This window comes from Bradyrhizobium sp. Leo114 (genome assembly GCF_055229415.2).
This window is the reverse complement of the sequence record NZ_JBUYEN020000006.1, coordinates 24,341-46,369: the sequence shown is the minus strand read 5'-3', so window position 1 is coordinate 46,369 and position 22,029 is coordinate 24,341. Positions and strand designations below refer to the sequence as shown.

The following is a 22,029-nucleotide window of genomic DNA, read 5'->3' as shown; positions in this document are numbered from 1 at the left end:
GCCAATGGTGCAGACCATTCACCTTGTTCGCCACGGTCATCATGCGCTGCTCGGGCAAATGCTTTGTGGCCGGATGGCCGGCGTTGAGCTCGATGACTTCGGCTGTCGGCAGATGGCGTGCTGCGCCGAGCTGATCCGGCACGCCCCTTCCGCGGTTCAGGCGAGCCCGCAGCCGCGCGCGCGACAATCAGCGGCCATTCTAGCCTGGCGTTTCCGCCTGCCGGTCGAGATCGTACCGGCGGTCGACGAGATCGACTGTGGCGACTGGACCGGTCGGCCATTCGCGGCGCTCAAAAACGATCCGGCCTGGGCGCGGTGGAATGAGGAACGAGGCGCAAGCTGTCCGCCAAACGGCGAAAGCATGCATATCCTGCAGCAGCGGGTCGTCGAGCATGTGGAACAGCTCGGTCGCGACCGGACCGAGGGCACGGTCGTCATCGTCAGCCACGCCGAACCGATCCGCGCCGCACTGCTGCATTATTCGGGAACTCCGCTCGACAACTTTCTCTCGATCGAGGTCGATCCTGCCAGCGTCAGCACTCTGGTCGTCGACAAGGCGGGGATCCGCATCGCGCAAATCAATCAACGGGTGCCGGCGTGAAGATCGTGATTTTCGGTCTGACGATCTCATCGTCCTGGGGCAATGGCCATGCCACGCTGTGGCGTGGCCTTTGCAAGCATCTTGTGCGATCCGGCCACACGATCGTGTTCTTCGAGCGCGATGTCCCTTATTATGCCGGCGCAAGAGACATGTTCGAGTTGCCGGGCGGGCGCCTGGAGCTGTTCTCAGCGTGGGACGATATCCGCGCCAAGGCGCGTGACCATATCCTTTGCGCCGATGCGGCGATCGTCACCTCCTATTGCCCCGATGCCATCTCGGCGACCGAGCTGATCCTGGATCAGAGCCACGCCATTTCGGTGTTCTATGATCTCGATACGCCCGTCACGCTCTCCAAGCTGCAGGCCGGAGAGGCGGTACCTTATATCGGTCGGGGTGATCTCGGTAGATTTGACCTTGTCCTGAGCTTCACGGGCGGCCCCCGTGTATTGGAGGAGTTCCGCCACAAGCTAGGCGCGCGCAATGTACAACCGCTCTATGGGCACGTCGACGCCGACGTGCATCGGCCAGTGCCGCCGCAACCGCATTATCGCGCCGCGCTCTCCTATCTCGGGACCTATTCGGAAGATCGCCAGCTCGCGCTAGAAACCCTGTTCGTCGAACCGGCGCGCGCAAGGCAGGACCTTCGATTCCTGATTGGCGGCGCGCAATATCCGGACAGTTTTCCATGGTCCCCCAACATCTATTTCGTTCGGCACCTACCGCCGTCCGAGCACGCGCCGTTCTTTGCCTCGTCTCGGCTGACGCTCAACATCACGCGCCGCGCAATGGCTGAAATGGGCTGGTGTCCGTCAGGCCGCTTGTTCGAAGCGGCGGCGTGTGGCGTACCTCTGCTCAGCGATAGCTGGGACGGTTTCGAGGCATTCTTCGCTCCAGGCGAGGAAATCCTGATAGCGCATGATGAACGCGACACTCTTGCCGCGCTCGAGGCGGACGACGCGGAACTCCTGCGTATCGCCAAGCGCGCACGCGAGCGGGCGTTGGACCAGCATAGCTCCGGGAAACGCGCCAGCGAACTCATTGCGCTACTGGAGCAAACGGGGCGCCGAGGCGCACGCCAAACGGAAGCCGAGGAGATCTGAGATGTGGGGCATCGTTCCGGCCGCCGGCCGCGGCAGTCGCATTCAGCCACTGGCGTTTTCGAAGGAGTTGCTGCCGGTCGGGAGCCGGCGCGACAACGGCGCCGACCGCCCCTGCGCCGTCTCCGAATATCTCATCGAGCGCCTGATCCTCGGCGGGGCCGACAAGATCTGCTTCGTCATCTCCCCCGGCAAATCCGACATCCTTGAATATTTCGGCGACCATTACGACACCGCTCAGCTCGCCTATGTCGTGCAGCCGGAAGCTTCGGGACTTTGCGACGCGGTGTTCAGGGCGAGCACCGTCATCGGACATCATGACAGTGTCATGGTCGGGCTGCCCGACACCGTGTGGTTTCCGAAAGGGGCGCTGAAGACGCTGCCGGATGTCGATCTGTCCTTCCTGCTGTTCCCCGTCGAATGTCCCGAATTCTTCGACGCGGTGGTGCTCGACGGCGACAACGTACGGCAGATTCAGGTCAAGCAAGCCGACGCGACTTCGAACTGGATCTGGGGTGCATTCAAGATGTCAGCTACCGGATTTCGCGATCTTCGGCTGCTCTGGAAGCAGCGGAGCTGCCGCGACGAATATTTTGGGACACTGGTGAACGCCTACCTCGATGCCGGCGGGCACGGCATCGGCGTTAAATCGGGAGAGTCCTATGTCGATGTCGGCACTGTGAACGGCTACCGCGCCGCGATGGCATTGCTGGCAAACGGCGACGGGGGCGACGGCCGATCGAAACTATCGGCCGGTTCACCGAACGATGCCGTTCGATCATACGTAAACGCGAACAGTGAAGGGGTCTTATGACCAGCGACACGCTCTCTCAAGAGGAAATCCGGCGCCGCGTCGACGCGCTTGGCCCGTGGTTTCATAACCTTGACCTAAGGGGCATCAGCACGGCGCCGGCGCATTTCCTCGGCGATTACCCCGCTGTGAAATGGCGACGGTTCTCCCGCGTCATACCGGAAAACCTCGAAGGAAAAACCGTACTCGATATCGGCTGTAACGCCGGCTTCTATGCCATGGAGATGAAGCGACGCGGCGCCGATCGCGTGCTCGGGCTCGATACCGACGAGGAATATCTGGCGCAAGCCCGGTTTGCCGCGGAAGTGAATGGGCTCAAGATCGAGTTTCGCCAACTATCTGCCTATGACGTCGGCCTGCTCCGGGAGAGATTCGACCTCGTGATTTTCATGGGCGTGCTCTATCACCTTCGCCATCCGCTGCTCGCGCTGGATCTGATCCATGAGCATGTCGCTAAGGATCTTATGCTGTTCCAATCGATGCTGCGCGGCGACAATCGCATCGATCCCGTCGACAAGAACTACGATTTCTGGACAGCGGACCAGTTCGATCGTTCGGGGTATCCGAAATTGCACTTCATCGAGAACAACTACGCTGATGATCCAACCAATTGGTGGGTGCCGAACCGCGCTTGCGTCGAGGCGATGCTGCGCAGCGCCGGGTTCGTCATTGTAGCCCATCCCGAAGATGAGGTCTATTTCTGCCGGAGGGCGACACGGCCCCAGGACGAGGGTCCAGTCTATCCATCGCAGGGCGCAATCCGATGATTGAAGCGGCGAAGATCTGGAACGAGCCGAATAACAAGTCGCATTGGGATATCCTGATCGATCCAGACTGGGTGAAGTTCGCCGAGCTCGCTGTCGCTGCGGGTAAGGCGATCCGCGCCGTTCATCCGGTACTGCCGCGGGTGCTCGGCGGCATTTCGCCGATAGACCCCTCCTTTATGCGCAACATGCAGACGCGCGGCGTACTTGAGCATTTCGAGGCGGTCGCCGTACACGGCTTTCCGCTTGACTGGAACCTGTGGCAGATCGACGAATGGCCGAATAAGCTTGCGGAAATCAAGGCAATCGTCTCGCTGCCAGTGTGGGTGACGGAAGTCGGCGTCTCCTCGTTTGGAGCCGAGGAGGTGCAAGCCTGGGGGCTCAAGCGCACCGCGGAACTACTGATCGGCCGCGCGCCGCGGATCCACTGGTACAGCCTCTACGATCTGCCCTCCACCTGGGAGGCGACGACGCGGCACAGGGAAGCCGAAGGCTCTTCTTATTACCGGCATTTCCACATGGGGCTGCTGCGCGAGGACGGCACGCCGAAGGCGGGACTGGAGCTATTCGCCGACTATTCGCATGCGATGGGACTATGCCAATGGTTTCACTTCGACGATCATCGCCTCCATGACGCGGTGCGCTGGATGCGCCGGCTCGGCGTCAGGCATCTGCGGACCGGCCTGTCCTGGGCTGACAGCTTTCGGCCCAACGCGACTGACTGGTTCGATCGCCAGATGGACGCGCTAGCAGAGTTTGACGTCACCCTTACCTTCTGCTTCACGCCGGAACACCGCGGCATCGCCCCGCACCATACGAGCCCGCCACTTGACCCAAACGAATTTGCCGACTTCTGCGCTGGAATGGTCGAGCGCTATGCGGCCAAGACGGGGCTCAAGACAGGGCTCATGGCTTCTCCGGCACTCATCGAAGCAAGAGAGCAGACATGCGGGCCCTGATCCTCGTGATGGACTCCGCCGGGATCGGTGCCGCTCCGGATGCGAGCCTTTACGGAGACGAAGGAGCCGATACGGTCGGCCATATCGCACACGCCTGTGCACTTGGTCACGCCGATAACGACCGACGCGAAGGCCCCCTTCGCATACCCAACCTCGTCGATCTCGGGCTCGGGGAGGCATGCCGTCTTGCGACCGGCCGTGTGCCGCCTGGGCTCGATGGCATCGACGCTTCGCCTCGGCAGTTTGGCTGCGCCAGCGAACTGTCCAAGGGCAAGGACACGCCCTCCGGCCACTGGGAGATCGCCGGCGTACCGGTGCCGTTCGACTGGGGATATTTCCCAAGGACCATCCCCTGCTTTCCTTCAGATCTCGTCGAACGTCTGTGCGAGGAAGCGGCCCTGCCCGGCATCATTGGAAACCGACACGCCTCCGGGACCGAGATCATCGATTCGCTCGGCGTGCAGCACATGCAGACCGGCGAAGCGATCTGCTACACTTCCGGCGACAGCGTCTTCCAGATCGCAGCCCATGAAGGACCCTTTGGACTCCGGCGGCTCTACGAGGTGTGCGCGATTGCGCGTCGGCTGCTCGATCCCCTGAACATCGGCCGCGTGATCGCGCGCCCCTTTGTCGGCACGTCGAAAGGCGACTTCAGGCGAACGCCGCATCGGCGGGATTTCTCGGTTCCCCCACCCGAACCGACCCTTCTCGATGCCTGTGTAGCAGATGGCCGTGATATCGTCTCGATCGGCAAGATCGACGACATCTTTGCCCACCGCGGCACCGGCCGGAATAAACGCGGCGACAACAACGACGCGCTGTTCTCTTGCACGTTGGACAGCTTGAACAGCCTTGCGGACGGCGGGCTTCTGTTTGCCAATTTTGTCGATTTCGACACCGTCTACGGGCACCGACGCGATGTCGCCGGCTACGCGGCGGCGCTCGAGGCATTCGATGCCCGGCTGCCCGAGCTGACGGCGCGGCTGAAGAGCGACGACCTGCTCGTGATCACCGCGGACCATGGCTGCGATCCAACCTGGAGCGGCACCGATCACACGCGCGAACAGGTGCCTATCCTGCTCCGCAGCAGCACCCAAAGATCACCGATCGGCAAGCGCGTTGGCTTTTCCGATATCGGCGCAACGGTCGCGGCGCATCTCGGGCTAGCTCCGCTTCGGCATGGCCTTCCGTTTTGAGCAATCCGCCCACGATTTTCACTCATGTTATTGATCGAAGTTAGAGAAAACATTGTTTGTACATTTTTGAGGAACGAACATTCGTTGCACCGCTTCTGACTCCAAATGTGACTGGCGCGTCGGTCGATCGGCCATCGGAGCGCGCACCCACTTTCATCCCTGGCTGGTCGCAAGACCCGGTCTGACATTTGGCAAGGAAGCGAAGGCGAATGACACGAGTATTGATTACCGGTGGCGCTGGCTTCATCGGCTCCCACGCGGCGGACGCGCTGCTTGTCGCTGGCTACGAAGTCAGGCTGTTCGACAACCTCTCGCCCCAGATTCATGGTGCGCAACGCGAGCGTCCCTCCTATCTCGATCGGGAGGCTGAACTTGTCGTCGGAGACATCACCGACGCGCTTGCCGTCGAACGTGCCTTGCGCGGCGCCGATATAGTCCTGCACCTGGCCTCGGCAGTCGGTGTTGGCCAGAGCATGTATGACATCGACTCCTATGTGCGGACCAACGAACTCGGCACCGCGACCTTGCTGCAAGCCTTGACGAGACGTCCGGTCGAACGTCTCGTCGTCGCCTCCTCCATGAGCATCTATGGCGAAGGCCTTTACCGCGCCGTAGATCATCATGCCGAGCTGGCGCCGGATGAACGGCCGATTGACCAGCTCCGAAACGGTGAGTGGGAATTACGGGACGCCGCAGGCCACATCCTCGACCCCGTGCCGACGCCCGAAACCAAGCCGCCCTCCTTGAGCTCGATCTATGCGCTGAACAAATATGCGCAGGAACGCATGTGCCTTATTACAGGCAATGCCTATGGCATTCCGACCATCGCTCTGCGCTTCTTCAATGTGTTCGGCCCGCGCCAGGCGTTGTCGAATCCCTATACAGGCGTGCTGGCGATCTTTGCCGCACGCCTGCTCAATGGCCGCCGTCCGCTGGTGTTCGAGGATGGTTTGCAACGGCGCGATTTTGTTCATGTGAAGGATGTCGCCCGCGCCTGCCGGGTCGCGATCGAGACCGATCGGATGAATGACGTGTTCAACGTCGGCTCGGGCCAAAGCCGCACGATCGTCTCGGTCGCGCGCGATCTCGCCCGGGTCATGGAACGCTCGGACATTGCGCCAGAGATCACCGGCAAATATCGCGCCGGCGATATCCGGCACTGCTTTGCAGATATAGCCAAGAGCCGCGCTCTGCTCGGCTTTGAGCCAAGCGTCAGATTTGAAGACGGCCTTGCGGAGTTGGCTGATTATCTGGCGGACCAGATCGCCGATGACCAAGCCGAGCAAGCCGCGGCGGAACTGTCGCGACGAGGATTGGTCGCATGACGAACAGAGACAACAGGCCTGTGCTGATCACCGGCGGGTGCGGCTTTATCGGCTGCAATCTCGTCGACCGGCTCGCCGACCGCGGTAATAGTGTCCTCATCCTGGACAATCTCGCCCGCGCCGGCGTCCGCGAGAATGCGCAGTGGCTCAAGTCCAGACACGGCGACCGGGTCAACATCGTCGTCGCCGATGTCCGCGATCCTATTCCTGTCATCGATGCCGTGAGGGAAGCTCGTGCCGTGCTTCACCTTGCGGCCCAGGTCGCCGTCACCGACAGCGTGGCGGATCCGGTCGGAGATTTCGAGATCAACGCCCGCGGCACCATCAATGTGCTCGAGGCCGTGCGCCTTCACAACAAATCCGCGCCGATGCTCTTTGCGTCGACGAACAAGGTGTATGGCCGGCTGATCGACGACACACAGATCATGCGAACCGGCGCCCGCTATGCGCCCGTCAGCAAAACGCTCTCGGACGGAATATCCGAAAACGCTCCGCTCGACTTTTATAGCCCCTATGGTTGCTCCAAGGGAACGGCCGATCAATATGTCCGCGACTATGCCCGCGTGTTCGGCCTGCAGGCTGTCGTCATACGCATGAGCTGCATCTACGGACCGCGACAGTTCGGGACCGAGGACCAGGGCTGGATCGCGCATTTCCTCCTGAGCGCCATCCGCGGCACCCCGCTGACAATCTATGGCGATGGCCTTCAGGTCCGCGACGCGCTGCACGTCTCGGATGCCGCCGATGCGTGGCTGACTGCGCTGGACCGGATCGCACTGGTGCGCGGCCGCGTGTTTAATCTGGGGGGAGGCCCGTGCAACTCAGTGAGCCTGCTTGAGCTGATCGATCGCATCACGCAACTGACCGGTCGCAAGACGAAATACACATTTGCGGATTGGCGACCTGGCGACCAGCCCTGGTACGTCACCGATACGCGAGCGCTCTCCACCGCGCTTGGCTGGATGCCGAAGATCTCCCTACAGCAAGGGCTGTACACCCTGCACGCATGGCTTGACAGCCGTTTTGGACAATCGATGCCGAACAGGGAGGCCTCAGCATGAGGCGTGTCGCCCTGATCAATCCAAACTGGAATTTCGACGGCAGCATCTATTTCGGTTGCCGCTCTCCGCACCTGCCCCTGGAACTCGGGATCTCCGAGCACTATCTGCGCGAAGCCGGGCATCCGACGCTATTGCTCGATGCGCACATGTTCGGCCTTTCGCTCACGGGAATCGAGGCGGAACTCCACGCGTTCAAGCCAGATATGGTCGTGGTCACCACGGCGCCAACGTATCTGTTCTGGCGCTGCGCGCCGCCCGAACTGCGCGTTCCGCAGGAGCTTACACTTTCACTGCGGGGACTTGCACCGAAGTTGGTCGCCGTCGGGCCGCACGGGTCGACCACGCCGAGGGCGGCGCTGAAGAAGCTTGGCGTCGACGTCGTCGTGATGGGCGAGTGCGAGCACTCGCTTCTGCGGCTCGCCAATGGTGAGCGCGATTTCGCTGGGCTGTGCTTCACTGACGGCACTTCAATTCGCATCAACGGCGGACCTCAGGCGGTCAACTTCAAGGACCAGCCGTCGCTGCGCTGGCCGACCGAAATGATCCGACGGCATCATCATCACCATCATCGCTTCGAGGCGGAGCCGACCGGCCGCGGCGCCGAGGTCGAGGCATCGCGCGGCTGTCCGTATAACTGCACGTTCTGCGCCAAGGAAAATTTCCGCAACGCCTATCGCAAGCGCCCTGCCGCCGTCGTTCTGGAAGAGATCGACCGCTTGCGAAGCCAGGGCATCGAGTATCTCTATTTCATCGACGAGATCTTCCTGCCGAATGCCGAATTACTGCAGGGCCTGACTAGCCGCGGGCTCAAATTCGGCGTGCAGACACGGATCGATCTGTGGCGTCCCGAAATGCTGGAGCTGCTCGGCCGTGCCGGCTGCGTATCGATCGAGGCGGGCGTCGAGAGCCTGACGCCGGAAGGACGGGCAGCGCTGGCAAAGAACTGCAAGATGACCACCGACCAGCTTGCCGATCAGCTGGTCGAAGCGCGCCGGCATGTGCCGTTCGTGCAAGCCAACCTGATCGAGATGCCGGAGGATGAGGATCCCGTCGTCCAGCGCTGGCGCCGCCGGATGCAGGATGCCGGCGTGTGGGCCAACGATCCGGTGCCGCTCTATCCATATCCCGGTTCGCCGGATTACCGGAAGCTTTGGGGCGAGCCTGATGATTTCGCCTGGGAGCGTGCCCACCAGCACTACCTTGCGATGTTCGACCAATTCAGCGACGTCCAGGAGGAACGTCCCGTTCCACTCGCCGCGCTCGAGCTGCAGGTTGCATCATGAGCCGATCCGCGAATCTCAGGATTCTGATGACGTCGGATACCGTCGGCGGCGTGTGGACCTATGCTTCCGCGCTTGCGACAGCGCTCGCCGCTTCCGGCGCCGAGGTTCATCTTGTGACGATGGGGCCGCGCGCGAGAGTGGACCAGCGCGCAATGCTGAAGGATGATCGCGTGCACCTGATCGAGACCGACCTTGCACTCGAATGGCAGGATCCGGAAGACAGCGATCGACCGGTCGCCCAGCGCGCCTTTGCCGAGCTGGAGGAAGAGGTCCGGCCTGACGTCGTTCATCTCAACAGCTTCCGTGAGGCGGCGTTTGAGTGGCATGCGCCGGTGCTCGTGGTGGCGCACTCCTGCGTCAAGTCATGGGGACTCGCCTGTCACGATACCGCATGGCTCGATAGGCCGGCCTGGCGACGTTACACGGCCGCTATCGTCGCGGGCCTGAGCCGGGCGCAAGCGTGGGTCAGCCCGAGCTGTGCGTTCTACGACGTCATTTCCGATCTGTACCACCCCAGCGCGCCCGGCTTGGTGATTCGGAACGGCATCGCACCTGCTTCTCCACCACACAAGAAGGAAGACTACATCCTTGCGGCGGGCCGGCTATGGGATCGCGCCAAGAACATCGCAACACTGACCGACGCAGCGAAAGGCGTCCGTTGGCCGCTACACATCGCGGGCCCCGCCGATGATGCCGCCTCAGCCAGCGTTTCTTGGCTAGGCCATCTTTCCCACGACGAGTTGCGCGCCCGCATGCAACGTGCGGCGATCTTCGCAAGTCCGGCGCTCTACGAGCCGTTCGGCCTTTCGGTCCTGGAAGCTGCCTCCGCAGGATGTGCACTGATCCTATCCGACATTCCGACCTTCCGCGAGCTATGGAGCGGCGCTGCCGTATTCGTTGATCCGACGAGCAGAAAAGGCCTACGTCGCGCCCTCGATGCGTTATGCGCGGACGACGACAAGAGAGCACAATTGCAACGCGACGCCTGGGCGCGCTCGCAGCGCTACCCCCTGGCGAGGACGGCGAGCGCCTATCTGCAACTGTACACGAATCTGGCGGCCAACGCGCGGCGGCCCGTTTCAAGGCATGAGCTGGAGATGCACGCATGAAATGCATCCTCTTCTGTCATGCGTTCACATCCTGCTGGAACAATGGCAATGCCCATTTCCTCCGCGGCATCGCCCGCGAGCTCGGCGCGCTCGGTCACGAGGTCGTAGTCTATGAACCTGCTGATGGCTGGAGCCGGACGAATGCGATCCGTGACAGTGGTTCGAATACCCTTCGCGAGGTAGCGGATCTTTTTCCCAGCGTCGATATCCGCCAATATGACGCCTCACTCGACCTCGACGAGGCGCTGGATGGCGCTGGGCTTGTGATCGTCCATGAATGGAATCCGCCGGAGCTGATCGAAGCGATCGGCCGCCGCCGCGCGCTCGGCGCACCCTACGCGCTTCTGTTCCATGACACCCATCATCGCGCCGTCACCGCCCCCGACGAGCTTGCGCGGTTCGACCTCAATGGATTCGACGGCGTACTCGCCTTCGGCGAAGCACTTCGTCAGATCTATCTGCGGCTCGGATGGGCCGAGCGTGCATTCACCTGGCACGAAGCGGCTGATACAAAGCTCTATCGCCCGCTGCCGCATATCACGCGAACCCATGACGTGGTCTGGATCGGCAATTGGGGCGATGGCGAGCGCGCTGCCGAACTCAACGAGTTTCTGGTTCGGCCAGTATTGGAGTTGAGCGCCCAGACACGCATCTACGGCGTCCGCTATTCGGAAGCCGCGCACCGCGCGATTGAGCAAGCCGGCATCGAATACCGCGGCTGGCTTCCGGCGCATCGCGCGGCTGCGGCCTTTGCTACCGCGCGTTCCACTGTGCATGTGCCGCGTGGCCCCTATGCACGATCGCTGCCAGGCATTCCAACGATCCGAATGTTCGAAGCCATGGCCTGCGGCATTCCCATCGTCTCGGCCCCTTGGGACGACATTGAGAATATGTTCCCGCAGAACGCCTATCTGCGAGCCGAGAACGGAGCGCAGATGACCCGCGTGCTGGCGACGCTTCTGAACGACCAGGCGTTCGCGGCTGAAACCGCCGAAATCGGTCTCCGAGTGATCCAAAGCCGTCACACCTGCGGCCATCGCGCTATGCAGCTTCTCAACATCGTCGATGGGATTCAAGGCGCGCGTCCGTCATCGCAGCCCGCCGAACACGAAGGAGCCATCGCATGAAGATCTGCTTCTTCGGTTCGAGCCTCGTCTCGTCCTACTGGAACGGCGCCGCGACCTACTACCGCGGCATGCTGAAGGAAATCGCAGCGCTCAGGCATGACATCACCTTCTTCGAGCCCGATGCATTCGAGCGACAGGCTCATCGCGATATCGACGATCCATCGTGGGCCAAGGTAGTCGTCTATCCGGCGACGCCGGAGGGATGGCAGCGCTCCCTGGAGGTCGCCGCTCGTTCCGCGGACCTGCTGATCAAGGCGAGTGGCGTCGGCGTGTTTGACGTCGAATTGGAAAAGGCGATTGTTGAGATTCCATCAAGCGCGATCCGCATCTACTGGGATGTCGACGCGCCAGCCACGCTGGATGCGATGTCGAGCCATCCACGCCATCATCTGCGCAAAGCGATCCCGCGTTATCACATCGTACTCACCTACGGCGGCGGGGATTGCGTCGCGGCAGCTTATCGCGCGATGGGCGCCCGGGACTGCGTTCCTATCTACAATGCGCTGGATCCGGCGACGCATTTTCCGGCGCCGGCCGACACCAAATTCGAATGCGATCTCGGTCTGCTTGCCAACCGCCTGCCCGACCGCGAGCAGCGCATCGATCAATTTTTCCTCGATGTCGCGACCCGGACGCCCGGCAAGACCTTTACTTTGGGGGGATCCGGCTGGGAGAGCAAGGAGGCACCGTCCAACGTTCGCAAGGTCGGGCACGTCGGCACCAGCGATCACAACGCGTTCTTCGGCTCTGCTCTTGCGACGCTGAACGTCAACCGCAACAGCATGGCCCGTTACGGGTTCTCGCCGCCGACCCGTGTGTTCGAAGCGATCGGCGCTGGCGCGTGCCTGATCACCGACGACTGGGAAGGCATCGACCATTTCCTCGAACCGAATCGTGAAGTGCTGGTGGCAGCCAACGGTACCGAGGTGGCAGAGCACCTGAATTCACTGAGCCCGGAGCGCGCACATGCGATCGCGGAGCGCGCAAGGGCACGCATTCTCAGCCTTCACACCTACCGCCACCGAGCGCGCCAATTCGATGACCTTTTCGTGGGAATGGACAAGAGAATCGAGGCAGCAGAATGAATCTCAACATTGTGGTCATCGGGCTCTCGGTCACGTCTTCCTGGGGCAACGGTCATGCCACCACCTACCGTGCCTTAATCGACTCCATCGCGAAGCGCGGCCACCGCGTCACGTTCCTCGAGCGGGACGCTCCATGGTACCGCGATCATCGAGACCTTGCAAAGCCGTCGACATGGACCGTCAAGCTCTACCAGTCGCTGCCGGAGCTTGCCCGACGGTTCGGCAAGCTGATCCGCGATGCCAATCTGGTGATCATCGGCTCCTACGTGCCGGACGGAATCGCGATCTCCGAATGGGTGACGACGCATGCGCGGGGAATAACGGCCTTTTACGACATCGATACGCCGGTCACGCTCGCTGGACTCGATCGAGGACTAGGCTACATCTCCGGCGCCATGATCCCGCGCTTTGATCTCTATTTGTCCTTTAGCGGTGGACCGGTGCCGAAAATGATCGAGGATGACTTTGGCAGTCCGCTCGCCCGCGTCCTCTATTGCAGCGCCGATACGAGCCTCTACCGCCCGCGGGAGGCGCAAATCAAGTGGTCGCTGGGTTACCTTGGCACCTATAGCGAAGACCGGCAGCCGCTGCTGGAGCGACTGCTGCTTGCGCCTGCCGGAATACTGCCGGATCAACGATTCGCAGTCGCGGGATCGCAATATCCAGAGCATCTCGCCTGGCGCGAAAATGTCGAACGGATCGAGCATCTCGCGCCGACCCTGCACGCGCAATTCTATTCGGAGCAGCGCTTCGCCTTGAACGCCACCCGCGCCGACATGCGCACGCTCGGTTTTTCACCGAGCGTGCGGCTGTTCGAAGCCGCCGCCTGCGGAACGCCGGTTATCTCCGATCGATGGCGCGGGATCGAAACGATTTTCATGCCATCGATGGAGATCCTCCTGGTCTCCGAAACGCGCGAGGTGGTCCAGATCCTTCGCGAGATGCCTGAGGAACGCCGGCGGACGATCGCCGAAAACGCGCGCAGGCGCATCCTGGCCGATCACACGCCCGAACATCGCGCCCGGCAGTTGGAAGCCCATTATCTCGAGGCAACCGCGCGGCGCTGCCGCAAATCCACCCGGCCGTCGATCAGCCCGCAGATGCAGGTCACCGAGATATGAGAGAGGAGATGCCATGACGTTTCAGGTCCGCCTTCGGCCTTCCCGCCGCACCAAAACCGTGCTGATCGCCGGGGGCGCCGGCTTCATCGGTTCGCATCTCTGCGATTCGCTGCTGCAGCGGGGCGCGACTGTGATCTGCGTCGACAATCTGTTCACCGGCACGGTCGACAATATCCGCCCATTGCTCAATCATCCGAACTTTCGGTTCGTCGAATGTGACGTGCGCGATCCGCTTAGTATCAATGACGACATCGATCAGATCTATAGCCTTGCCTGTCCGGCTTCACCGCGTCACTATCAGGCGGATCCGATCGGTACGATGAAGACCTGCGTCGTCGGCACCATGAACTTGCTGGAACTCGCGCGGAAGAAATCGGCCCGCGTCCTGCAGGCCTCGACCAGCGAGGTCTATGGCGATCCCGAGGTGCACCCGCAACCCGAATCCTATGTCGGCCATGTCAACACGATCGGTCCGCGTGCCTGCTATGATGAGGGAAAGCGTGCTGCGGAGACATTGATGTTCGACTATCACCGAACCCATGGCCTCGAGGTGAAAGTCGCGCGCATCTTCAACACCTATGGGCCGCGCATGCTGGAGAACGACGGGCGCGTGGTGTCGAATTTCATCGTGCAGGCGCTGCGCGGCGAACCGATCACGATCTATGGAAAGGGAACGCAGACACGAAGCTTCTGCTTTGTCGACGATCTCATTCGCGGGCTCGAATTGCTGATGGAGAGCCCGCCCTCCATCAGCGGGCCTTGCAACCTCGGCAACCCGCAGGAAATCACCATCGAGTCCGTGGCGCGTGAAGTTCTCGCCTATACCAATTCGGCCTCGCCGCTGCGTTTTGAGCCGCTGCCGAAGGATGACCCCAAACGGCGCAAGCCGGTGATCGACACTGCCGAGCGGTCGCTAGGCTGGCGTCCGCGTATCGCGCTGAAAGAAGGCCTGCAGGCAACCATCGCCTATTTCGCGTTGCGTGTTGCGACGGCGATGCCAGTGCTGGTGCCAGCGCACGCCTCGCGGAACCCCCCACATGCAGCGCGCGCTCGATTGACCATCGCCAGCCAGCAGTGACGCCGACGGCGGCTTGAACAGGTGAGCGCGAGGTGCAACGCAGCGGATCGATGGCAACAGACGGGATGCTCTCCTGGCGCCATCCTGTGGCGAATCTTCCTTCCACCAGAATAGGCGTTCAGGAACGATGTCCGTCCGCCACGATTGAATCGGAAACGTTTCGATGCGCCATGTCCAGTATTCGCTTTCCAGATCCGCCGAGAGACAAGGCAGGTCAAGCAGGTGAAGCCCGCGATCGGCTCGGAGAGCCGGCGGAACAGGATCATCGTGGCCGCGGCGCGACGTCTCCCTGGCAAATTCCATGGGCGGGATGGAAGGACATCCTGCTCAGGACCTACGAACAGATCAATAAGGACAGGGTTCTGGCCGTCGCGGCGGGTGTCGTGTTCTACGGACTGCTTGCGCTCTTCCCCGCGATCACAGCAATCGTATCCTGCTATGCGCTGTTTTCTTCGCCGACGGCCATCAATAACCATCTGGCCGCGTTGGCCGGCCTCCTACCGCAGGGCGCCTTGGACATCGTGCGAGATCAGGTCGATCGCGTAGTTGCGAAGGGGAATACCAAGCTTGGGTTTGCCTTTGCGTTCAGCTTCTTTCTCGCGGTGTGGAGTGCAAACGGGGGCATGAAGGCAGTCATCGATGCGCTCAACGTCGTGTATGAGGAGGACGAGAAGCGCGGCTTCTTCAAGCTGAACGCCGTCTCGTTGGCGTTCACCTTCGGAGGCATCATCGCCGCACTTGTTGCCATCAGCGGGGTGGTAGCTCTGCCCGTCATCCTTGGGACATTCGGGGCGAGCTCGGTTGCCGATAACCTACTACGCATTGGCCGCTGGCCTGTCCTCGTCCTGGCCATGCTGTTCGGACTGGCTGTACTATATCGATATGGGCCAAGCCGACGTTCCCCACAATGGCGGTGGCTTACGGTCGGAAGCGTCTTCGCGACGTTGAGCTGGCTGGCCGGATCTGCGGCCTTCTCCTTCTATCTTGCAAATTACGCCAACTACGACGCGACCTACGGCTCGCTGGGGGCAGCGATTGGCTTGATGATGTGGATGTGGATGTCGACCATCGTCATACTGGTGAGCGCAGAACTCAACGCTGAAGTCGAACATCAGACGGCACGAGACAGCACCGATGGTTCAGGCAAGCCGCTCGGCGCGCGAGGCGCACGCATGGCGGACACGGTAGGAGAACAAAAGACGAGCTGACATCTGCGTAGCAACGGACGCCTCGTTGCTAGGAACCTACGACCTATCGCTGGCAATCTCCTAGTCGGTTACGGTCTCGGCGCCCCGTGTACGGGCGAGTTCTGTAGATAATGGGTCAGCGACCACCCGCTCTCGGCCGCTCGCGTCTCCTCGATCCTAGCGCATCGCGTCAGCCTTCGCGGATGCCCCCTGCTCCGCTGCGTCGACCACGCGCTCGAACTTCGCGGCCATCTCGTTTGCAGCCGAGTTGGCTCCCTCGATCGTAAGACCCTGTTTGCGCGCCTCGTCAGCCGCAGCGTGAACTGCCTTTCCGGCTGCTTCACCCGCTCGAGCTACCTGCTCGGCCGTGAACTCGTGAGCTTTTTCCTTCACCGCCTCGCTCGCTTCGCCGAGGTACTCCGCTTCGGCCTTCGTTGTCGGGAACGCTGAAGCGATGCACGCGCCCGCGGCAATACCGACAGCCCCAAGCGCAAGTGGTTGTCTTCGAAACAGATCAGCCAGGGCGGACCCCACGCTTTCGATTGTCCCAGCCGCCCCATCAGGAACCGTCTTCGCATATCCGGAAAGCGTGTCGGCCTGCCGGCGGCCCAGGTGCGCGGTGCGATCGATCACTCCGGCAGCACTGTCCTGAAGCGTTTCGGCGGCCGAGCCGACGCTGGACCTAACGGTCGACCCGGCGCCTTCCAGGACACCTTGTGCAGTATCCGTGGCACGATCAAAACCCGAACGCACTGCGTCCGTCGTACGACCCAGTTCACCGCGGCTGAATAGCCATACCACCCCCATGCCGATCAGCGCAGCCGAGAGCGGGTTCCGGCTCGCCGCGTCGCCGAGGCCGCGCAGAAAATCCGATCGTGTCTCTGAAACGTCCCTCATCGCATCATCTCCTTCGCTGCCGCCTTGTCACGTTGAACCTGCTCTATCGTGACCGTTGGCTTGAGGGCATCACCCGAGAGCCTGCTCAGCCCAATCCAGACTAGCCCCGCCGAGACTAAAGCTGAGACACCCCCGACGAGGAGATAGGCAATCGGGTCGGAAAGCCCGGCATGCATCAGGCCAGCAGCTGCTGACATCAGCAGCAACACCAGGGCTGGAATGAAAATGACCGCCCCGGCGCCGATCATCGCTCCTGCCCGACCCGCCTGGCTAATTTTTTCCGAGAATTCAGCCCGGGCAAGCTCGAACTCATTGCCGATCAACTTTGCAAGCTGGCTGACGGCATCACCGACAAGATCTGGAATCGAACGGCTAGCTTGAGATGCCATCGCGGTACCCTCGAGTTTCGGACTGACGGCTTATTCCATCCCGTTGACCAACCCCGGACGTTACGCGCGGGCCGGTGTCCCCTGAATGTTCGGCTGAGCTTTTCAGAAACCGCACCATGCCGAATCCCGCAAGCGCGGCTATTCCGAGGAATGCCGTCGGCTGCCGGCGTGCAAAAGTCCTCGCGTTGCGCAGGAGATCATCGAAATCGCCGTTCTTCAGCGAGGCCGACACGGTTTCGACCTGCGACGCCGCCTTGCGCATGTAGGTGCCGGCAACTGGCAGGTCGCCGTCAAATTCGCTGGCTGCCCTTCGCATCGCTTCGGCAATGTTGCTGACGTATTGAGCGCCGGCATCTTTCCGATCGTCAACCGTTTCCTTGACCCGATCGGCAGCCTGCGATCCCAAATCCTTGGCGGCCTCGACGAACTCCGAGGCCTGGTCCTTGATGGCATCCGCCGAGGAACTTGCCATCTCCGCTGCCCGATCCTTGAGGTCGCGCCCCGCAGAGGCAGCTTGCTCGCCCGCGCTCTTCGCGGCGCGACCTGCTTCCTGGAAATCCTGTTCCGCAGGATCGGAACTCTTTTCGGTAAAAACCTGGTCAGCCATGACTATCTTCTCCGTGGAAACCTGATGATTGACTGTCCTCTGGTGGTTCGAAGGCTGTGGTCACTGCAGCCTCTGCCACTCGGCGGACGCGTTGCCCCAAGTCATTCGCTCCCTCACGCACGCCATCCGCGCTGAGCCCCTCCGCTTCGGCCTGGTCCGCCGCGCGCCGGGCGGCTTCTCCGGCAGCGTCTTTTGCGGCTTCGAAACCGTGGGACGCAGCGGTTTGTACGCGACGCTTGACCGAGCTGCTGGTCTCACCGACCATGTCGTCCTCCAGCTCGGTTCGCGGAAGCGCGCTGGCGATCACGCCGCCGATGAGCAGCCCGATGCCAGCGACCAGAAGCGGATTCTGCTCAATCGTCTCGCGGAACGTTTTCGTTGCACGATCTCCCAAATCGGAGGCGGTCTCCCGTCCCGATCTCAACGTCTCGCTTGCCGAATCCTTGGCCGCCCCTGCAAGCCTCTGACCTGTCGAGGTCGCGCCGTCTGCAATGTCCCTCACGGAACCAGCAGCAGCGCCAATCTTTCCGGCCATGTGATCTCTCAGTTCGGCTCCGCTGCTCCTGACCGAGGCGCTGGTCGATTCTGCTGCCCCGCGTAGCCGCTCAGAGCCCGACATCAGCGCGGTCTGAGCGGAGCTGCCCGCCTCGCGTTCGTGCTCGGCTCCGGCGGAGGTCACCCGATCAAGACCGCCCATGACGGCTTCTTTAGCGCTATTAGTGGCATCGGCGATTTGGTCGCTGAAGCCGCGTGCGCGACGGACAACGTCGTCAGACAAATCAGCGGCGATGGCCGAAGCCTTCTGCGTCGCTGCCTTGCCGCTGTTGGAACTCGCCAGGTAGAGGCCGGCGCCGATCATCCACACCGGGAACGGCACCGTTCGAGCAAGGCGAAACAACGGATAGGCAAGACTGGCGCCTACGGCGACTGCCTGCATCGGGTTCTCCCGTGCCGCGGTGGTGACATCGCCGAGCAGTTGCTCACCGCGGGAGCGGACGAAGCCTGAAACCTCGGCTTTGATAGCGGCCGGACTGATGCGCCCCCGTATGTCCTGAGCCGTGTCCGTGACGCTATGGCGAAGCTGTTCGACCGTCTGCGTAAGGCTGGCCCGAGTCTGCTCGGTCTCCTGCCTGATCTGTTGAAGCGAACGCGCGTCAGTTTGAGTCATGTTTGTACACCTAAATTCATCTGGAAGCCGAACCTGCATTCACCGCGTTGGTTCCTCGATTAGCAGCTTCATCTCGTCGCAAGCGAAACGACGATAGACAGGCAGATGCTGCGGTACGAGGAAAAATCATTGACCAGCTCGCTTACCCCAGACAGTCCCGCCAAGGTGGCCGAGACTGTCTGGTCGGATAGACTCTTGGCAATAAGAATACCGAGAGAACGACCTTACTCGTTGCCGGCCCTTTCGTTCCTATGGGTACGATCGTGGGAGAGGATCACGTTGAGGGTGCCTGCGCGCAAGTTCGTCCAGCGCCTCGCAGGCTCTCCGTTGCTACGTCAGATCGGCCTGATGCTCCGTTGAGCCGCCGCAAGTGACAGCAGCGTTGTCCCAAGAGCGCACGGTCCTCTTTCCTAGGAACTCCGGATGGTCCTCACAAATTTGAACCTACGAGCTTGATTGGAGGAGAGAGGACCTCGTTGGGGAAGACGACAGTGACGTTTGGCAGAGGCGCTTTGCTGGCGATTAGTCCGCACAAGCGAGACGGTGAATTACAGGCCGAAGGCCACTTGCGGTCAGCTCAAGAATGGCCAGGGTCACAGGCAACTTAAAGCGCCGGGGCCCAGCGCTTCCGGGATTGAGATAAAGCACTCCGTCAATGGTCTCGATCTGCGGTCGATGCGAGTGGCCGCAAACGACCACGTCAATACCGCACAAACCAGGATCGAGCCGTAATTCCTGGAGGTTGTGCAGGATGTAGATGGACCGCCCGCCGAGCCTTATCCTCTGGGTGTCAGGATAGCGCTCCGCCCAGTCGCCGGTATCGACGTTCCCTCTGATCGCAGTCACAGGCGCAATCCGGCGGAGCCGGGCGATCACGTCTGGGCGACCGATATCGCCGGCATGGATGATATGCGCGACCCCGGCGAGCCGTGGCTCAACCTCGGGACGCAGCAGGCCGTGGGTATCCGAGATGACTCCGATCCTGAGCAATGCGTCAGTGTCCTCGTGCGGTGCCCTTGTTCGGGTCGAATGACGTGGCGCTATCCTTGCCGTTATAGAACAATGCGACGCCAACGACAGCCAACACAAAGCAACCGCCCGCCTCGCTCAGCTTCGTCGCCAGCCCATTATGATCGATCGGAACGAGCATCGCATCTGCCGTAAGAGTGCGAACGAAGAGCATCTTGCTTGCCGCATGCTCAAGCGGACCGATCACCTCTGGCGGCGCTTCGCTCCTTGCCGGGCTCATTGTCCAGGTCCAACCGCCACGGAAGGTTGATCACGGTCACATCAGGCTGTCCGAGTCCGATTAGTCGAGAGCGCAGCCGGAGGGCGCGATGCGTATGCAGCAGGTGTTGGTACCAACGTCGTTTAACCACTTCTGGGATCAGCACCGCGAGTCGCCTACCGGGAAATTTGTCTCTGATCTCATCGATCACCCTCAACATCGGCTGCTGAATCGCGCGGTATTGCGCCTGGAGAACGACAAGGCGTGGAGGCAGGAGTCCCGCTTGCTCTGCCGGCACCTCGACATCTCTTCGCCATTGGTCGCGAAGAATTCGCTGTTCATCCGCGACATCTGGACCCGATAGCTGTAGGAGATGAACGGCGACGACTTCCGGCGAGATGCTCAACGCAAATTTCAAAGCGTTGTCGCTCAGCCTGTTCCAACTCTCGAACGCGACAACGACAATAGGCGGAGCCAATCCGCTGAGATCCAAAGGGGCGGGATCGCGGAGCTGGGTGGCAAGCTCGTCATAGTAGGCGCGTATCGTTTTGAGCAGAACGATGACGAGCGGAAGCACCAAAATGGTGATCCAAGCTCCCTCTATGAACTTGGCCGCGATGATCACGATGAGAGCAGTACCTGTCGTGATCGCACCGATCGCATTGATCACGAGATGGGCTTTCAGTTCCTTCTTGGGTGCTTCCTCCTCGGCAATGGCTCGGCGCCAATGCCATACCATGCCAGTTTGCGAGATGGTGAAGGTGAGAAATGCACCGATCGCAAACAGTGGGATGAGCCTGTCGGTTATGCCGCCAAAGACCGTCAGGAGAAATCCCGATGTGAACGCCAGATATAGAATGCCGACGTCGAAGACCAATCGTCGGCCCGCAACTGCGAAGGATTTGGGCAGGAAGCCGTCTTGGGCGACTACGCGGCAAAGGCGAGGGAAATCCACGAAGCTCGTATTGGCCGAAAGAGCCAGCACGCACAGCAGTGAACCGATCGCGACATAATAGAGAGCGCCGTTTCCCACAATGGCGGCCGCAAGCTGGGACAGAACACTGCGGTAGCCCTCCTGCTCCTGATCCATAGCGCCGATGCCATAGGCGCGAGTGAGAAAGGCGATGCCGATCAGCAGCGTGCCGAGGATGACGACGATCGCCGTCAACGTACGGTGACCGTAGTTAATCGTCGGCTCACGAAAGGCGGTCATGCCGTTGGACACAGCCTCCACTCCCGTCATCGCCGTGCAGCCGCTTGCGAAGGCGCGCAGCAGTAGCCAGAGACTCGCGGTTTCGATTGCGTGTCCCATTGGGGGCGGCGGGACAGCCGGCTGGGGCGATCCGCTGGAGATCATGACTTTATAAGCTCCGACAGCGAGAATGATGCCGAAGGTGGCCACGAACAGATAAGTAGGCAAAGCAAACATCCGGCCAGCATCGAGCGTGCCGCGGAGGTTCACAATCGTCACGAGCGCGAGAATACCGAGACACAGCGGGAGAATGTAGGCGTGCAAGATCGGCACCGCCGAAACCAGCGCGCCAACTCCCGCCGCGATGCCGACGGCAACGTTCAAGACGTAGTCGACCATCAGAGCCGCTGCGGCGAGCAGACTAGGATTGGTACCGAGGTTGTCCTTGGCAACGACATACGCACCACCGTTGTTCGGGTAGGCTCGGATGGTTTGCCAGTACGAGGCAAACAAGATCGCAAGGAGGACCACGATCGGCGCCATGACCCAGCCGATAAAGGACGTCGCGGCTGCTCCGAGCGGAATGAGGATGGTGAGGGCGGCTTCAGGACCGTAGGCGGATGAGCCAAGTCCATCGAGTCCCATTGCCGGAAGGCCCTCAAAGGCCCCGATCTTGCGCTCCTTGAACTCCCGGTTGGCCAAGCGTCGTCCGAGAAGAAGATCAAGCGCGCTCACACTCACTAT

22 protein-coding genes are annotated in these 22,029 nt (G+C 61.5%); 15 read left to right on the top strand and 7 right to left on the bottom strand.

All coding sequences use genetic code 11. From position 1 onward, the window contains the following. The first annotated feature begins 4 nt into the window (after nucleotides 1–4). The 15 genes from ACZIRK_RS09200 (at nucleotide 5) to ACZIRK_RS09130 (ending at nucleotide 15,825) form a co-directional block, all read left to right on the top strand. Nucleotides 5–601, top strand: coding sequence for a histidine phosphatase family protein (locus tag ACZIRK_RS09200; RefSeq protein ID WP_456641238.1), 597 nt, complete (start codon nucleotides 5–7; stop codon nucleotides 599–601). Next, on the top strand, nucleotides 598–1,701 hold the full coding sequence (locus tag ACZIRK_RS09195; protein WP_456641239.1) for a CgeB family protein: 1,104 nt from the start codon (nucleotides 598–600) through the stop codon (nucleotides 1,699–1,701). Before ACZIRK_RS09200 ends, ACZIRK_RS09195 begins: the two co-directional genes overlap by 4 nt. 1 nt (nucleotide 1,702) lies before the next feature. After that, nucleotides 1,703–2,512 (top strand): nucleotidyltransferase family protein, encoded by an 810-nt coding sequence (locus ACZIRK_RS09190; protein WP_456641240.1) that lies wholly within the window; start codon nucleotides 1,703–1,705, stop codon nucleotides 2,510–2,512. Then, nucleotides 2,509–3,276, top strand: a complete 768-nt coding sequence (locus tag ACZIRK_RS09185) for a TIGR04290 family methyltransferase (protein ID WP_463327197.1) — start codon at nucleotides 2,509–2,511, stop codon at nucleotides 3,274–3,276. The genes ACZIRK_RS09190 and ACZIRK_RS09185 overlap by 4 nt, the downstream gene beginning before the upstream one ends. Then, nucleotides 3,273–4,232, top strand: a complete 960-nt coding sequence (locus ACZIRK_RS09180) for a glycoside hydrolase 5 family protein (RefSeq protein ID WP_463327196.1) — start codon at nucleotides 3,273–3,275, stop codon at nucleotides 4,230–4,232. Before ACZIRK_RS09185 ends, ACZIRK_RS09180 begins: the two co-directional genes overlap by 4 nt. Further along, nucleotides 4,220–5,428 carry a phosphopentomutase gene (locus tag ACZIRK_RS09175; protein WP_463327195.1) on the top strand — a complete coding sequence of 403 codons (1,209 nt, stop codon included), beginning with the start codon at nucleotides 4,220–4,222 and terminating at the stop codon, nucleotides 5,426–5,428. The genes ACZIRK_RS09180 and ACZIRK_RS09175 overlap by 13 nt, the downstream gene beginning before the upstream one ends. 209 nt (nucleotides 5,429–5,637) lie before the next feature. Further along, nucleotides 5,638–6,753, top strand: coding sequence for an NAD-dependent epimerase/dehydratase family protein (locus ACZIRK_RS09170; RefSeq protein WP_463327194.1), 1,116 nt, complete (start codon nucleotides 5,638–5,640; stop codon nucleotides 6,751–6,753). After that, entirely contained in the window at nucleotides 6,750–7,814 is a 1,065-nt protein-coding gene (locus ACZIRK_RS09165; RefSeq protein ID WP_456641244.1) for an NAD-dependent epimerase/dehydratase family protein, read from the top strand. Before ACZIRK_RS09170 ends, ACZIRK_RS09165 begins: the two co-directional genes overlap by 4 nt. Then, nucleotides 7,811–9,097: a TIGR04295 family B12-binding domain-containing radical SAM protein gene (locus ACZIRK_RS09160; protein ID WP_463327193.1), complete on the top strand. Its 1,287-nt coding sequence runs from the start codon at nucleotides 7,811–7,813 to the stop codon at nucleotides 9,095–9,097. Before ACZIRK_RS09165 ends, ACZIRK_RS09160 begins: the two co-directional genes overlap by 4 nt. Continuing rightward, a complete protein-coding gene (locus ACZIRK_RS09155) occupies nucleotides 9,094–10,206 on the top strand; it encodes a glycosyltransferase family 4 protein (RefSeq protein ID WP_463327192.1) in 1,113 nt (370 codons plus the stop codon). Before ACZIRK_RS09160 ends, ACZIRK_RS09155 begins: the two co-directional genes overlap by 4 nt. Beyond that, complete coding sequence (locus ACZIRK_RS09150) at nucleotides 10,203–11,333, top strand: CgeB family protein (protein WP_463327191.1); 1,131 nt, start codon at nucleotides 10,203–10,205, stop codon at nucleotides 11,331–11,333. Before ACZIRK_RS09155 ends, ACZIRK_RS09150 begins: the two co-directional genes overlap by 4 nt. Next, nucleotides 11,330–12,418 carry a CgeB family protein gene (locus ACZIRK_RS09145; RefSeq protein WP_463327190.1) on the top strand — a complete coding sequence of 363 codons (1,089 nt, stop codon included), beginning with the start codon at nucleotides 11,330–11,332 and terminating at the stop codon, nucleotides 12,416–12,418. The genes ACZIRK_RS09150 and ACZIRK_RS09145 overlap by 4 nt, the downstream gene beginning before the upstream one ends. After that, complete coding sequence (locus ACZIRK_RS09140; protein ID WP_463327189.1) at nucleotides 12,415–13,539, top strand: CgeB family protein; 1,125 nt, start codon at nucleotides 12,415–12,417, stop codon at nucleotides 13,537–13,539. The genes ACZIRK_RS09145 and ACZIRK_RS09140 overlap by 4 nt, the downstream gene beginning before the upstream one ends. A 13-nt stretch (nucleotides 13,540–13,552) precedes the next feature. After that, entirely contained in the window at nucleotides 13,553–14,617 is a 1,065-nt protein-coding gene (locus ACZIRK_RS09135) for a UDP-glucuronic acid decarboxylase family protein (RefSeq protein WP_463327188.1), read from the top strand. Between the two features lie 170 nt (nucleotides 14,618–14,787). Continuing rightward, on the top strand, nucleotides 14,788–15,825 hold the full coding sequence (locus ACZIRK_RS09130; protein WP_474417714.1) for a YihY/virulence factor BrkB family protein: 1,038 nt from the start codon (nucleotides 14,788–14,790) through the stop codon (nucleotides 15,823–15,825). A gap of 156 nt (nucleotides 15,826–15,981) precedes the next feature. Here ACZIRK_RS09130 and ACZIRK_RS09125 read toward each other — a convergent pair whose 3' ends face one another. The 7 genes from ACZIRK_RS09125 to ACZIRK_RS09095 all read right to left on the bottom strand — a co-directional run bounded on the left by ACZIRK_RS09125 (nucleotide 15,982) and on the right by ACZIRK_RS09095 (nucleotide 22,020). Continuing rightward, nucleotides 15,982–16,701 carry a hypothetical protein gene (locus ACZIRK_RS09125; protein ID WP_463327186.1) on the bottom strand — a complete coding sequence of 240 codons (720 nt, stop codon included), beginning with the start codon at nucleotides 16,699–16,701 and terminating at the stop codon, nucleotides 15,982–15,984. After that, nucleotides 16,698–17,090, bottom strand: a complete 393-nt coding sequence (locus tag ACZIRK_RS09120) for a phage holin family protein (RefSeq protein WP_463327185.1) — start codon at nucleotides 17,088–17,090, stop codon at nucleotides 16,698–16,700. The genes ACZIRK_RS09125 and ACZIRK_RS09120 overlap by 4 nt, the downstream gene beginning before the upstream one ends. Then, a complete protein-coding gene (locus ACZIRK_RS09115) occupies nucleotides 17,074–17,697 on the bottom strand; it encodes a YtxH domain-containing protein (RefSeq protein ID WP_130222635.1) in 624 nt (207 codons plus the stop codon). Before ACZIRK_RS09115 ends, ACZIRK_RS09120 begins: the two co-directional genes overlap by 17 nt. Beyond that, the gene (locus ACZIRK_RS09110) at nucleotides 17,690–18,904 is read right to left on the bottom strand and encodes a hypothetical protein (RefSeq protein WP_474417712.1); all 1,215 of its coding nucleotides are present in this window, start codon (nucleotides 18,902–18,904) and stop codon (nucleotides 17,690–17,692) included. The genes ACZIRK_RS09115 and ACZIRK_RS09110 overlap by 8 nt, the downstream gene beginning before the upstream one ends. A gap of 483 nt (nucleotides 18,905–19,387) precedes the next feature. After that, nucleotides 19,388–19,855 (bottom strand): metallophosphoesterase family protein, encoded by a 468-nt coding sequence (locus tag ACZIRK_RS09105; protein ID WP_463327183.1) that lies wholly within the window; start codon nucleotides 19,853–19,855, stop codon nucleotides 19,388–19,390. Nucleotides 19,856–19,859: 4 nt separating this feature from the next. Next, nucleotides 19,860–20,081: a hypothetical protein gene (locus tag ACZIRK_RS09100; RefSeq protein WP_474417710.1), complete on the bottom strand. Its 222-nt coding sequence runs from the start codon at nucleotides 20,079–20,081 to the stop codon at nucleotides 19,860–19,862. Then, complete coding sequence (locus ACZIRK_RS09095) at nucleotides 20,065–22,020, bottom strand: APC family permease (RefSeq protein WP_463327181.1); 1,956 nt, start codon at nucleotides 22,018–22,020, stop codon at nucleotides 20,065–20,067. The genes ACZIRK_RS09100 and ACZIRK_RS09095 overlap by 17 nt, the downstream gene beginning before the upstream one ends. Nucleotides 22,021–22,029 lie beyond the last annotated feature (9 nt).